Source organism: Sinomonas terricola, assembly GCF_034931225.1.
In the GTDB taxonomy this organism is placed as follows: Bacteria; Actinomycetota; Actinomycetes; order Actinomycetales; family Micrococcaceae; genus Sinomonas; species Sinomonas terricola.
Genome location: NZ_JAYGGQ010000017.1, coordinates 57,440 through 70,042, shown reverse-complemented (window position 1 = coordinate 70,042; position 12,603 = coordinate 57,440). Strand labels below are relative to the sequence as shown.

The following is a 12,603-nucleotide window of genomic DNA, read 5'->3' as shown; positions in this document are numbered from 1 at the left end:
ACCCGAGCGCACAAAGCCATCCCGGCGTGGGTACGGCTGGTGTTCGACGACAGCCGCCCCGATCGCACCGAGAAAGGCTTCGCTCTGGCGTGGACGGACCGGCAGGTGCTGGTGCAGGTGCTGTGGCTGATCTCCTACTACCGAGGCGCCCGGGAATTCAGGGTCGAAGCGAGCCAGGTGAAGCGGCGGGTGATCGAGCCGCAATGGCTCGGCCGGTCGGCGTGGCCACTGGTCGGACATGGACACGGAGATGGCCGACCCTTCCTAGCCGGCCATCTCCGCTCAGGCCGTCGGTGCGGCTGTCACCTTCGGGCGGCTTGTGAATTCGTGAAATATCCGACGCTAAGGTTTGGTGGGTCGCCGGAGGGGTCGGTATCGGCCGTTGAGGTGGTTGGCGCGGGGCCAGGTGTAGTTGCCGGTGAGGTTGATGTGTTCCCAGCTCAGGGGTGAGAGATAGCGGAGCAGTTCTGGCGGGGGCGGGGCGCTGGTGTTGTTGAGGGCTGTGACGGTCCGGTCGAGGTAGACCGTGTTCCACAGGACGATGGCAGCGGTGACGAGGTTCAGTCCGGAGGCGCGGTAGCGCTGTTGTTCGAAGGAGCGGTCGCGGATCTCGCCGAGCCTGTTGAAGAAGACGGCGCCTGTGTCAAATGCCGGTTCCTCCAGATCGACCCTGCCCAGGCGCCTCGAGGACACGACCGCGAACGCCGAGGCGCGGCTCGCCGCGGCCCGAGAACACCAAAGGCTCGGCCGCGGTCAGGGCCCTCGAAGATAACCTCGTGCACCTCGGCGGCGAGGGGAAGAAGCAGAGCGGCTGGCGCGCTCCGACGGAGTCCCTGTGCCGGAATGAGAGAGGCCGTTCCTTGGCGGCTACCTGCGGCCGAAACGGATGCCGCCTCTGGCCCGGGGCGGTTCTGGTTGAGCGTGAGGCTGTCCTTCAGTCGCCCAGTTCGCGGGCGCCGCGTTCGAGGACTGCAAGAGCTTTGCTTTGGAGTTCGGGGGTGAAGCGGATGGTAGGCAGGTAGACGGCCAGCATGGCCACGAGTTGGCCGCCCTTGCGGACGGGGTATCCGAGGCCCGCGAGGCCGTCTTCGAGTTCGTCGACGACGACGACATGCCCTTGCCGGCGTATGTCCTCGATGGCTCGGGCGAGCAGCAGGGGGTCCGTGATGGTCTTCGGGGTGTGGCGGACGAGTTCCATCCGGCTGATGATCCTGTCCAATTCCGCCTCGGGCAGCTCGGCGAGGAGCATGCGGACGAAGCCGGAGGCAGCGGAGCTGATCGTCTCGCCAGCCCAGGGGTCGAGGACGCCTACGAGTTTCGGGCCGCGGACTTCGTCGATAACCCGCGCGGTGGCCGGGCCCGTCGGCACGGCAACCATCGATGTTTCCCCGATGTCGGTCGTGATCTGCTCCAGCACTTCCCTGCTGCGCTCCTGGAGCCCTGCGAGTGGGGCCACGGCGTTGGTGAGTCGCATGATCGTGGGCCCTAGGACCCATTTCCGGTCGTTTCCGGGACGGGACACGGCGCCCGCGTCGAAGAGCGAGGCCAGCAGGCGGGACACGGTCGAGCGGGGGAGGTCGGAATCCTGGCAGAGCTCCGCCACCGAGGCGCCGTGAGGGTGGCGTGCGAGCAGTTCGAGCAGGTCGAAGGCGCGACGGAGGGACTCGTTGCGGCCAGTCCCCGGCAGAAGGGGATTGGCTTCGATCGTGCCGCTGTTCACTGCGGTCATCGGCTGGGACCCCCTGGTGGAGAAACTCGCTCTGAAGCCTTGCGCTGAGCATAGCGAAGAATCTTGTGACCGCAAAGTGGTTGCTAAGTAACCGTCTTACGGTCATAGTTGGGTGAGCATGAGCTGCATCACAGCCGGGGCGACGGGGCCCTGCGAGCTCGACAGGTCCCGTCGTTCGCCTTACACAAGGAGTTCCGATGGCATCTGGAATGCGCCAACCCCCCGGGCATAGCCCGGCAAACGTCGTCTTCGAGTCCGTGAGCAAGCGCTACGCGGACGGGACGGTCGGCGTCGACAGCATCGGCCTGGAGTGCGAAGCCGGCAAGGTGACCGTGTTCGTGGGCCCCTCGGGATGCGGCAAGACGACAACCCTGCGGATGATCAACCGGATGATCAGCCCCACGAGCGGGCGGATCCTCATCAGCGGGCGGGACGCTGCGGACCTCGAGGAGGCCTCGCTCAGACGCGGCATCGGGTACGTCATCCAGAACGCAGGCCTCTTCCCACATCGGACGGTCGCCGACAACATCGCGACGGTCCCGGTCCTGCAAGGGATCAGGCGGCGCACTGCCCGGCTCGCGGCTGCCGAGCTCATGGAGCGTGTCGGGCTCGACCCCGCCCTGGGCCGCAAGTACCCCTACCAGCTCTCGGGCGGCCAGCAGCAGAGGGTCGGGGTCGCGCGTGCCCTCGCCGCCGACCCTCCCGTGCTGCTCATGGACGAGCCATTCTCGGCCGTCGACCCGGTCGTGCGCCACGACCTGCAGAACGAGCTCCTGCGACTGCAGCGCGAGATCGGCAAGACGATCGTCTTCGTCACCCACGACATGGACGAGGCCATCCGGCTGGCCGACCGCATCGTGGTCTTCCAGCGGGGCGGGACCATCGCGCAGTCCGACACCCCGGAGAGGCTCCTGACGGAGCCCGCCAGCGCGTTCGTCAGGGACTTCACCGGGGACAGCGGCATCAAGTGGCTCTCGCTGATGGGCACCGGAGGGCTGGAGCCCCGTACGGATGACGTCGTGGCCGAGCTCGACTCCTTCGCCGGACTCGACCGATGGCGGCTCCAGATCGACGGCGAGCATCGAGCCCTGGGCTGGCTGCGCCCCGGGGCGACGGCCGGCGACGAGTTCGTCCCATGCCGGCGGACCTTCGTCCTGGGCGCGGACCCGATGCGCACCGCGCTCGACTCCGCCCTGCTGTCTCCCGTGGGTCAGGCTGTGGCGACCGACAGCGGTCAACGGGTCCTGGGCCTGGTGGACTTCGCGTCCCTGGAGCCGGCCATCGAAGACCACCGGAGCCGGGCACATGCTTGACCTGAACTGGATCGCCCGCAACACGCCTCACGTGTGGGAGCTGCTTGAGCAGCACATGCTGCTCTCGTTCCTGCCGGTCCTGGTCGGCCTGGTCCTCGCCGTGCCGCTCGGGGTGGCGTGCGTGCGATGGGGCTGGCTGTACCCGCTCGCCTTGGCCGCGAGCTCGGCGTTCTTCGCGATCCCCTCTCTGGCCCTGTTCGTCTTCGTCCTGCCCTACACCGGGCTCAGCCAGGTAACGGCCATCGTGCCCCTGACCCTTTACACCGCCGCCCTGCTGCTGCGCAACGTCGTGGACGGCATCAGGTCCACTGACGAATCCGTCCGGCAGGCCGCAGCCGCAATGGGCTATCGGGGCCTCCACCGGCTCGTGGCGGTCGAACTGCCCATCGCCACCCCGCTGATCCTGGGCGGTCTCCGGGTGGCCGCCGTGGCCAACATCAGCATGGTCTCCGTGGTCTCCGTCATCGGGGTCTCCTCGCTGGGAGACCTCTTCATCGACGGCACCCAGCGGTTCTTCGCCACCCCCATCCTCGTGGGCATCCTGCTCACCGCCGGCCTCGCGGCGGCCACCGACCTCGCCCTCGTCGGCGTTCAGCGCGGCCTCACACCCTGGTCGCGGACAAGGAGAACACGATGAACCTCTTCGACCTCGTCGCCGCCTGGTTCGCAGAACCCTCCACATGGTCCGGCCCGGACTCCATCCCCACACGGGTGGCCGAGCACCTCCAGTACACCGCCCTGGCCATGCTCATCGCCGCCGTCATCGCCCTTCCCCTGGGCACGGTGCTAGGACACCTGCACCGGGGCCAGGCGCTGGTCCTGACCATCGCCAACACCATCCGAGCCCTGCCCACCCTCGGGCTCGTGACGCTCGTGGTGATCCTCTCGGGCATCGGGCTCCTTCCCCCGCTGATCGCCCTGATCGTCCTGGCGGTACCCCCCATGCTCGTCAACTCCTTCGAAGGGGTGAGGAACGTCGATCCGAGCGTGGTGGACGCCGCGCGCGGAGTCGGGCTGCGCGGGACAGCGACGCTCCTCGGAGTCGAGATCCCCGTGGCCCTGCCGATCATCCTCCTCGGAGTCCGCGTCGCCGCCATCCAAGTCGTGTCCGCGGCCACGATCGCCGCCTACGTCGGCCTCGGCGGCCTGGGCCGGTTCATCTTCGACGGCCTCGGCCGACGGGACTTCGGCCAGATGGCCGGGGGCTCGATCGTGGCGGCCGTGCTGGCCGTCGCCACAGAGGTCGTCTTCGTCCTCCTGACCGCATTTGCCACATCCCCGGGCGTCTCACGGCGCAGCCGGATCGGCTCGCTCGGATCCCTCGTCCGGTTCACCCTCCAACCACGAAAGCAGATCGCATGAAACTCCGCACCATCCTGACCGGCGCCGCAGCGGCGGCCGTCCTCGCCCTCGCCTCCGGCTGCGCCTCCAACCCCCTCGCGGCCAGCAGCACTGGGACCACCGGCGGCGGACAGAAGATCACCGTCGGATCGGCCAACTTCTCCGAGAACGTCATCCTCGGCGAGGTCTACGCCAAGGCCCTCGAGAACGCCGGCTACACGGTCGAGCGCAAGCTGAACGTCGGCGCCCGCGAGGTCCTCTACGGCCAGGTCCAGAACTGCTCCGTGGACGTGGTCCCGGAGTACAACCAGGCCCTGCTGGCATTCGTCGCCCCCAGCACCCAGGCCTCGGGCACGTCCGCGGTCGACGCGGCCCTGTCCGAGGCCCTGCCCTCGAATCTGGGAATCCTCGACTCCTCCGCCGCCCAGGACAACAACGCGGTGGCGGTCAAGAACTCCACCGCCCTGCAGCACGGGCTCAAGACCATCGAGGACCTGGCCAAGGTCTCCACCGGGATGACGTTCGGCGGCCCCACCGAGTGGAAGACCAGGGCCGACGGATACGCGGGCCTGCAGAAGGACTACAACGTCCAGTTCAAGGAGTACAAGCTCCTGGACTACTCCGGGCCCATCACCATCTCCGCCCTCGACAAGGGCGACGTCGATGCCGCCCTGCTGTTCTCGACCGTCCCGCAGATCAAGTCCAACGGCTACACCATCCTCGACGACCCGAAGAACGCCATCGGGGTCAACAACGTCACGCCGCTGATCTGCAAGAACGCTGTGCCCGAGAACGCCCAGTCGGTCCTCGACGCCGTCAGCAAGGCCCTCAGCACCGACGCCCTGATCTCGATGAACGCCGCCTACTCCCTCGACCACCGCGACGCCTCCGACGTCGCCGCCGAATGGGTCGGAAAGCAGAACCTGAAATGAACCAGAACAGCCAGAACGCACTGGGCACGAGCCCGGCGGACCCGCAGTGGTTCCGCCAGGTCTTGGGCCGCTACCCGACCGGGGTCGCCCTGATCTCCTCGGCCGAAGCCGACGGCACCCCGGTGGGGATGGTCGTGGGCACCTTCACCTCCGTCTCCCTCGACCCGCCGCTGGTCGCCTTCCTCCCGGCACGCACCTCGACGACATGGCCCCGCATCCGAGCAACAGGCCGGTTCGCCGTCAACGTCCTCGGCGCTGGCCAGGAGGACGTCTGCCGAGCCTTCAGCAGCAAGACCGGCAGCAAGTACGAGAACGTGCCCTGGCACCCCTCCGTGTCCGGCACCCCCTTCCTCGAGCGGTCCGTGGCGTGGCTGGACTGCACCATCGAGGACGTCATGGACGCCGGCGACCACGAGATCGTCCTGGGCCGCGTCGACACCATGGACATCGCCTCCCCCGACCTGCCCCTGCTCTTCTTCCAAGGCGGCTACGGGCGGTTCACCCCGCATTCCATGGCCGTCGCCGGGCCGGACCTCGCCCGCGAGCTCGCCCTCGTCGACAGTGCCCGGCTTAGCATGGAAGCCCTGGCCGGCAGGCTCGGGTGCGACTGCCTGGCCGGTGCCAGGGTCCGGGACGAATTCGTCCTGCTCGCCAGCGCAGGCCCCGGCAGGACCGAGTGGATCCCCTCCGTCGTCGGCCGGCGCGTTACGGCCGCCGCACCCTTCGGCCGAACCGCCATGGCCTGGGCCGAGGATGCGGACATCGAACGCTGGATCGCCGCTTCCGAGACGCTCACCCGGCCAGAGGCGTACGCCCTGCTCGACAGGATCCGCGCCCGAGGCTACTCCGTCAGCGTCGGCGCCGGCGAGTTCGGGCCGACGACACCCCCGAGCGCGGTGCGCGACGTCATGGACCCGGGGGCCGAAGCCCTCGGCGCCCGAGCGGAGGCGAAGGTGCACTCCATCTCCGCCCCCGTCTTCGGCCCCGACGGGACGGCCGTGCTCGTCCTCTCGCTCTACGGCCTCCCGCCCGAGCTCGACGCCGACGGAGTCGAGCGCTGCGCGGCCGAGCTGCTGGCAGCGGCCCGGCACATCTCCGGCGCCGCCGCCTACCAGGCACTCTGACCCCCTGCAGGCCGAACCTTCCACGCCGCCGACACACCAGAACGGACACCAGCATGGACAACAACACCCCCGACAGCCGCAGGCAGATGGTCCTGGGACTGCTGCTCTCCCCGGCCAGCTCGCACATCGCCGGCTGGCGCCACCCGGACGCCATCTCAAACGCAGGCTGGGACTTCCCAGACGTGCTCCGCATCGCCCGCTCGGCCGAGGACGCCAAGCTCGACTTCGTCTTCCTCGCCGACGAGCTCTGCGCCCCCGAAGGCGACGCCGAGACCCTGAGCCGGGACCCGGTGATCTACCGCTTCGAGCCCCTGACCCTACTGGCAGCCCTGTCCGTGAGCACCGACCGGATCGGGCTCGTGGCCACCCAGACCACCACTTACAACGAGCCCTACCACATCGCCCGCAAGTTCGCCTCGCTCGACCACCTCAGCCACGGCCGGACCGGATGGAACCTCGTGACCTCCTACGTCGAGGCCGAGGCACGGAACTTCAGCCGCTCCGAGCACCTCAGGAACGCCGACCGCTACGAGCGCGCCGAGGAATTCCTCCGCGTCGCCGCCGGCCTGTGGGACAGCTGGGACGACGACGCATTCGTCCTGGACAAGGACTCCGGCCGCTACTTCGACCCGGACAAGATGCACATCCTGAACCACCACGGCCAGCACTTCTCAGTCCGCGGGCCCCTGAACGTGCTCCGCCCCCCGCAGGGCCGCCCCGTCCAGGTCCAGGCAGGCTCCTCCGAGGCCGGCAAAAACCTCGCCGCCCGGTACGCAGAAGTCGCGTTCACCGCCCAGAACAACCTCGAATCGGCCCTCGCGTTCACCCGCGACCTCAAGGACCGCACCGAGAAGGCAGGCCGGCCCCGCGACAGCATCCGCGTCATCGCCGGAGTGCAGGCCATCATCGGGGACACCGTCGAAGACGCCCAGGCCAAGTACCGCCAGATGCAGGAGCTCATCCACCCCGAGGTCGGCCTCGCCCGGCTCTCCCAGCTCCTGGGCTTCGACGTGACCACCCTGCCCCTGGACGGCCCGCTCCCAGACATCATCCCGGAGACCGAGTCCTACAAAAGCCGCCAGCAGCTCATCGTCGAGACCGCCCGCAGGGAGAACCTCACGCTCCGGGAGCTCTACCGCCGCGTCGTCGGCGCATACGGGCACCGCGTGGTCATCGGCACCCCCGAATCCGTCGCCGACGAGCTCGCCGCCTGGTTCGAGGCCGGCGCCGTCGACGGCTACATCCTCTCGCCCACCTACCTGCCCGCCGGCTTCGACGAATTCCGCAACCGGGTCCTTCCCCTCCTGAGGGAACGGGGGCTGTTCCGCACCGAGTACACCGGGTCGACGTTCCGCGACCACCTCGCCCTGGCACGGCCCGCACGCGGCGAGTTCCAAGCCGAGGAACAGGCCACGGCGGCAGTCTGAGGCCTAGCCGAATCGACAGCGGCGTGTGGGTCAGGAAGGCAGCCGTCCCACACCCCGCCCACCAGCGACCACCCGAAAGGATCCTGGACAATGCCCGAACCGAACGAAAGAGCCCTCGCCACCGTGTCCAAGGCGATAGCCGACGCGCTGGCCGAGCCCACCGACCACCTGTTAGGCCTGATGGGCAACGGCAACGCCCACCTCATCAGCCACCTCACCAGCCAGGGCTTCCCTTTCACCTCCGCTCGGCCACGAGGCCGCAACCGTCGCAATGGCCGACGTCGGTGCTGTCGGCGTCGACGTGCGGCTGTATAACGAAGGCCCGGGTCCGGGTACTGCGTCGATCTGAACGCCCACAGAGCCTGGCTGATTCATGGCGGGTCTGCGGGCCTGTTCAGAGCGGAAGCGGGCGGTTGTCGACGACGTTCTTCATGACGAGGGTAGAGCTGAGCCGCTGGACGCCGGGCAGGGTGGCGAGGTCGTCGTCGTAGATCTTCTGGAACGCAGTGCGGTCGCGGGCGATGACGCGCAGAAGGTAGTCGGGGTCACCGAAGAGGCGCTGGGCCTGGAGCACGTGCGGAATGGCCGCGACGGCCCCCTCGAAAGCGTCGAGCGTGCCCCTGACGGCCTCGCGCATGGTGACAAAGACGAGCGCCTCGAACCTGAGGCCCAACGCGTCGGCGTCCAGGTGCGCACGGTAGCCGCTGATGGCACCGGACTGCTCCAGGGCCCGCAGGCGCCGGTGGCAGGGCGACACACTGAGCCGCACTCGCTCGGCGAGCTCGGTGAGGGTGAGCCGCCCGTCCTGTTGAAGCTCCGAAAGGATTTTCCGGTCGATCGCGTCCATGGCAAGAATCTTTCCACGCTGCAAGGCTCCAGCGGAAAAACTTGGAAGCACTTCCCAGGCGATGCGACCTAACCTTTCTTCAGGGGAATTTGGCCCAGGGAAGGAGAAATCAGCGATGGCGCTTGGGAGTATCGCGGCGTTCTGGGTGGTGTCGTTCCTGTTCGTGGTGACGCCGGGGGCAGACTGGGCGTACGCGATCGCGGCAGGACTCCGGCACAGGTCGGTTCTTCCCTCGGTGGGCGGCCTCCTCACGGGGCATCTCGCGGCCACTGCGGTCGTCGCCGCAGGGGTGGGGGCTGTCGTGGCTGGCACCCCGTGGGTGCTGACCGTCCTTACCGTCGCGGGCGCGGTGTATCTGGTGTGGCTGGGGATCCAGACGCTGGCACGCCCCTCGGCCCCGCACGCGGCAACTGAGCAGGCGGTCGCTGGCTCGTGGGTGCGGCAGGCGGTCAAGGGCGCAGGGATCAGCGGGCTCAATCCGAAGGTGTTCCTGCTGTTCCTGGCCCTGTTGCCGCAGTTCGTCGACCGCGGGGCCGCGTGGGCGCCCGCGGCGCAGATCGCGGTGCTCGGGCTGGTGCACCTGGCCAGCTGCGCGGTCGTCTACACCGTGGTGGGCACGGGAGCGAGGGTGGTGCTGCGCGCGCGTCCGACGGCGGCGCGTGCCGTGGCACGATTCTCCGGCGTCGCCATGGTCGGTATCGGAGCGCTGCTCCTGGTCGAACGGCTCGTGCAATGAAATCAGAGATAGAAGGACATCGAGATGGAAGGACATCATGAGTGAGCAGCCTGCCCCGTACGGCGGCGGCACGGATGGCGCGCGGCCGAGCGGACGGATCCGCATCCCGCACCTGCAGCAGATGAAGGAGCGCGGGGAGAAGTGGGCGATGCTCACCGCGTACGACATGTACACAGCCGCGGTGTTCGAACAGGCCGGCATCCCGGTGCTGCTGGTGGGCGATTCCGCGTCGAACAACGTCTTCGGCTACGAATCCTCGCTGCCGGCGACCGTCGATGAGCTGATCCCGCTGGTGCGGGCGGTGGCCCGCTCGGCGCGCCGGGCGATGGTGATCGCCGACCTGCCCTTCGGGTCCTACCAAGGCTCCCCGGAGCAATGCTTTCACACGGCCGTGAGGTTCATGAAGGTGGGCGGCGCCCATGCGGTCAAGCTCGAAGGCGGGGCAGAGATGGTGCCGCAGGTAGAGAAGCTTGCGGCCGCCGGGATCCCGGTGATGGCGCATATCGGCTTTACCCCGCAGTCGGAGCACAGCCTCGGCGGCTACCGGGTGCAGGGCCGCGGCGAGGACGCCGCCCGTCTCATCGCCGCCGCGAAGGCCTTCGAGGCCGCGGGCGCGTTCGCCCTCCTGATCGAGATGGTACCGGCCGACGTCGCGGCGGAGATCACCGGTGCGGTGTCGATCCCGACCGTGGGCATCGGAGCCGGGAACGGCTGCGACGCCCAGGTGCTGGTCTGGCAGGACATGGCCGGCCTGCGCACCGGGCGCCTCCCGCGTTTCGTGAAGCAGTACGCCGACCAGCACGGCATCCTCCTGCGCGCGGCGCGGGACTACGCTGCGGACGTGGCGGCAGGGACGTTCCCGGGGCCCGAGCACGCCTTCTGACCGGCAATTGGAAGAACCATCGAGAGGAGACCCCGTGGCCCCCGACCCGCGGCTGCCCTCCTGGGTGCACTGGGAGCAGCGGCCCTTCCCGGACGCGAACCTGCTCCTGCTCAACGGCGGGCGGCCGGCCCTCGTGGACAGCGGCTTCGTCGGCCACGCGCAGCAGACCGCGGACTGGGTCCACGCCCACCGTGCCCGCGGCCTCGAGCTCGTCGTTAACACCCACTGGCACTCCGACCACGTGGGCGGGAACGCGCTTCTGCAGGCCGCGGGCGCCGGGATCGCCGCCAGCACCCCGGACGCCTGTGCCATCGCCAGCCGTGATCCCGCCTGCTGCGCCGCCGAATACCTCGACCAGCCCGTCGCCCCCTACACCGTCGACGTCCCGCTCGAGGACGGACAGCTCCTCCGGCTCGGCTCCGCCGACTGGGAGGTCGTCAGCACACCCGGGCACACCCCGGGCCACCTCGCACTGTGGCAGCCCGAGGAGCGGCTGCTGGTCGTCGGCGACGCGCTCTCGGACTACGACGTCGGATGGGTCAACCTCGCCCTCGACGGCCGCGAAGCAGCCGCCACCGCCCAGGCCTCCATCCAGCGCCTCGCCATCCTCGAACCGCGAGTGATCATGCCCGCGCACGGACCGATCCCTGCCGACCCCAAAACCGCGTTCGCCCACGCCGCCCGCCGCGCCCAGCGCCTCGTCGACGACCCCGCCGGGGCAGTATGGTACGGCATGCGCAGGATCTTCGCCTTCGCCCTCATGATCCGCGACGGGATCCCGGTCGACGACGCAGAGGCGTACCTCTGCGCACGGTCCTGGCTCACCGACGCCGCACGGATCCTGGACACGTCCCCCGAACTGCTCGCCACCGATCTTGTCGACGCCATGCTCAGGGTCGGCGCCGCCCTCGTCCGCGACCGGCGTCTGCATGCCACCGCCGGGCACACCAGCGTCCCACCAGCGGCATTGGTGCAGCCCCTCCCACGAGACTGGGCCGCGTACGCCTGGGTGGAGCACGACGTTCACCAATGAACGCGACCCGGACCCGGCAGGGCCCGGGTGCACGGTCGTTTGGCGTCTGTTGGTGCTTCAGTCGCGGAGGAGGGTGTTCCCCCAGCCCGAATCCCCGCGACGGCACTGGAATCCGGGATCGAAGAATCGATCCGATTCGACTTGTGTGACCGGTCACAGTCCGTTAGCATAATCGAACCGGTTCGCAGACAAGGATGACAATGGCGACCATCGCAGACGTAGCCCGGATAGCAGGGGTATCGAGGAGCACGGTCTCCTACGCCCTCTCGGGCAAGCGCTCGATCTCCGACGAGACGAGGCGTCGGATCGAGGAGGCGATCTCCGCGCTCGGTTTCACCCCCAATGCCGGGGCCCGCGCGCTCAAGACGTCCCAGACGATGGTCCTCGGACTGCTGCTGCAGTTCCACCAGGACGAGTTCGCTCCGGCGATGCTTGAGTACATGCTTCCCATCGCCGACGAGGCACGGGAGAACGGGTACGACATCCTCATGGTGACCGACGCCAACGCTCCCCAGGCGTTGGACCGGATCACCCGGTCCGGCATGGTCGACGGAGTCGTGCTGCTCGACGTCACGCACGACGACCCGAGGCTCCCGGTCCTGAGGGGCGCCAGACAGCCCGGCGCCCTGGTGGGACTGCCGGCGAGCACGGAAGGGCTCGAGGTCCTTGACCTGGACTTCGGCGAGGCGGCGCGGCAGCTTGTCGACCACCTCTACGGCCTGGGCCACCGCGAGATCATCCTCATCTCCCCGCCGAAGCACGTCTTCGAGCGCGGCGGCGCCTATTCGTGGCGCTTCCGCGACGCCGCGATGGAACGTGCGGCCAAGTACGGCATCCAGGTGTTCCCGTACTTCGGAGAGTCGAGGCAGCCCGCGATCGCCGTCAGCGTCAATGCATTCCTTGATGCCAGGCCTAATGCGACCGCGATGATCGTGCACAACGACGCCTCGATCGCCGCCCTGCCGGCCATCCTGAACAGCCGGGGGGTAAGGGTTCCCGACGACCTCTCGGTCGTCAGCCTCTACTCGAAGAACTTCGGAAGGGCGTTCTCTCTGCCGTACACGGCCGTCGAGACCGCGCCCGACCGGTTGGGCCAGCAGGCCGTCCAACTGCTGGTGCGGCGCATCATGGACCCTGCCGGGGCAGGCACCCCCGTGACCCGTTTCATCGCACCTGAGCTCACCGACCGGGGAAGCACCAAGTAGACCGCCCTTTCGGCGGAACCGCTGGGTGCGACC

12 protein-coding genes and 1 pseudogene are annotated in these 12,603 nt (G+C 68.7%); 10 read left to right on the top strand and 3 right to left on the bottom strand.

Annotated elements, in window-relative coordinates:
* Positions 1 to 342: 342 nt before the first annotated feature.
* Together SPF06_RS18860 and SPF06_RS18855 are read right to left on the bottom strand one after the other, a co-directional pair.
* Positions 343 to 636: pseudogene (locus tag SPF06_RS18860) on the bottom strand (Tn3 family transposase); the annotation flags it as partial.
* Between the two features lie 298 nt (positions 637 to 934).
* Positions 935 to 1,729 (bottom strand): IclR family transcriptional regulator, encoded by a 795-nt coding sequence (locus SPF06_RS18855; protein ID WP_323280691.1) that lies wholly within the window; start codon positions 1,727 to 1,729, stop codon positions 935 to 937.
* Positions 1,730 to 1,926: 197 nt separating this feature from the next.
* On the opposite strand from SPF06_RS18855, the gene SPF06_RS18850 reads away from it, so the two are divergent.
* The 6 genes from SPF06_RS18850 to SPF06_RS18825 are packed head-to-tail and all read left to right on the top strand — an operon-like array spanning position 1,927 to position 7,866.
* On the top strand, positions 1,927 to 3,042 hold the full coding sequence (locus tag SPF06_RS18850; RefSeq protein ID WP_323280690.1) for an ABC transporter ATP-binding protein: 1,116 nt from the start codon (positions 1,927 to 1,929) through the stop codon (positions 3,040 to 3,042).
* Positions 3,035 to 3,679, top strand: a complete 645-nt coding sequence (locus tag SPF06_RS18845) for an ABC transporter permease (RefSeq protein WP_323280689.1) — start codon at positions 3,035 to 3,037, stop codon at positions 3,677 to 3,679. The genes SPF06_RS18850 and SPF06_RS18845 overlap by 8 nt, the downstream gene beginning before the upstream one ends.
* Entirely contained in the window at positions 3,676 to 4,404 is a 729-nt protein-coding gene (locus SPF06_RS18840; protein ID WP_323280688.1) for an ABC transporter permease, read from the top strand. The genes SPF06_RS18845 and SPF06_RS18840 overlap by 4 nt, the downstream gene beginning before the upstream one ends.
* Positions 4,401 to 5,315, top strand: a complete 915-nt coding sequence (locus tag SPF06_RS18835) for an ABC transporter substrate-binding protein (protein ID WP_323280687.1) — start codon at positions 4,401 to 4,403, stop codon at positions 5,313 to 5,315. The genes SPF06_RS18840 and SPF06_RS18835 overlap by 4 nt, the downstream gene beginning before the upstream one ends.
* Positions 5,312 to 6,439 (top strand): flavin reductase, encoded by a 1,128-nt coding sequence (locus SPF06_RS18830; protein WP_323280685.1) that lies wholly within the window; start codon positions 5,312 to 5,314, stop codon positions 6,437 to 6,439. The genes SPF06_RS18835 and SPF06_RS18830 overlap by 4 nt, the downstream gene beginning before the upstream one ends.
* Before the next feature lie 53 nt (positions 6,440 to 6,492).
* Complete coding sequence (locus SPF06_RS18825; protein WP_323280684.1) at positions 6,493 to 7,866, top strand: LLM class flavin-dependent oxidoreductase; 1,374 nt, start codon at positions 6,493 to 6,495, stop codon at positions 7,864 to 7,866.
* Between the two features lie 394 nt (positions 7,867 to 8,260).
* Here SPF06_RS18825 and SPF06_RS18820 read toward each other — a convergent pair whose 3' ends face one another.
* On the bottom strand, positions 8,261 to 8,713 hold the full coding sequence (locus SPF06_RS18820; RefSeq protein WP_323280683.1) for an Lrp/AsnC family transcriptional regulator: 453 nt from the start codon (positions 8,711 to 8,713) through the stop codon (positions 8,261 to 8,263).
* Positions 8,714 to 8,828: 115 nt separating this feature from the next.
* On the opposite strand from SPF06_RS18820, the gene SPF06_RS18815 reads away from it, so the two are divergent.
* From SPF06_RS18815 to SPF06_RS18800, 4 genes are all read left to right on the top strand, one after another.
* Positions 8,829 to 9,449: a LysE family translocator gene (locus SPF06_RS18815; RefSeq protein ID WP_323280682.1), complete on the top strand. Its 621-nt coding sequence runs from the start codon at positions 8,829 to 8,831 to the stop codon at positions 9,447 to 9,449.
* Positions 9,450 to 9,486: 37 nt separating this feature from the next.
* A complete protein-coding gene (panB, locus tag SPF06_RS18810) occupies positions 9,487 to 10,332 on the top strand; it encodes a 3-methyl-2-oxobutanoate hydroxymethyltransferase (RefSeq protein WP_323280681.1) in 846 nt (281 codons plus the stop codon).
* Between the two features lie 34 nt (positions 10,333 to 10,366).
* Complete coding sequence (locus SPF06_RS18805) at positions 10,367 to 11,365, top strand: MBL fold metallo-hydrolase (protein ID WP_323280678.1); 999 nt, start codon at positions 10,367 to 10,369, stop codon at positions 11,363 to 11,365.
* A 200-nt stretch (positions 11,366 to 11,565) separates the two neighbouring features.
* Positions 11,566 to 12,570 carry a LacI family DNA-binding transcriptional regulator gene (locus SPF06_RS18800; RefSeq protein ID WP_323280677.1) on the top strand — a complete coding sequence of 335 codons (1,005 nt, stop codon included), beginning with the start codon at positions 11,566 to 11,568 and terminating at the stop codon, positions 12,568 to 12,570.
* Positions 12,571 to 12,603 lie beyond the last annotated feature (33 nt).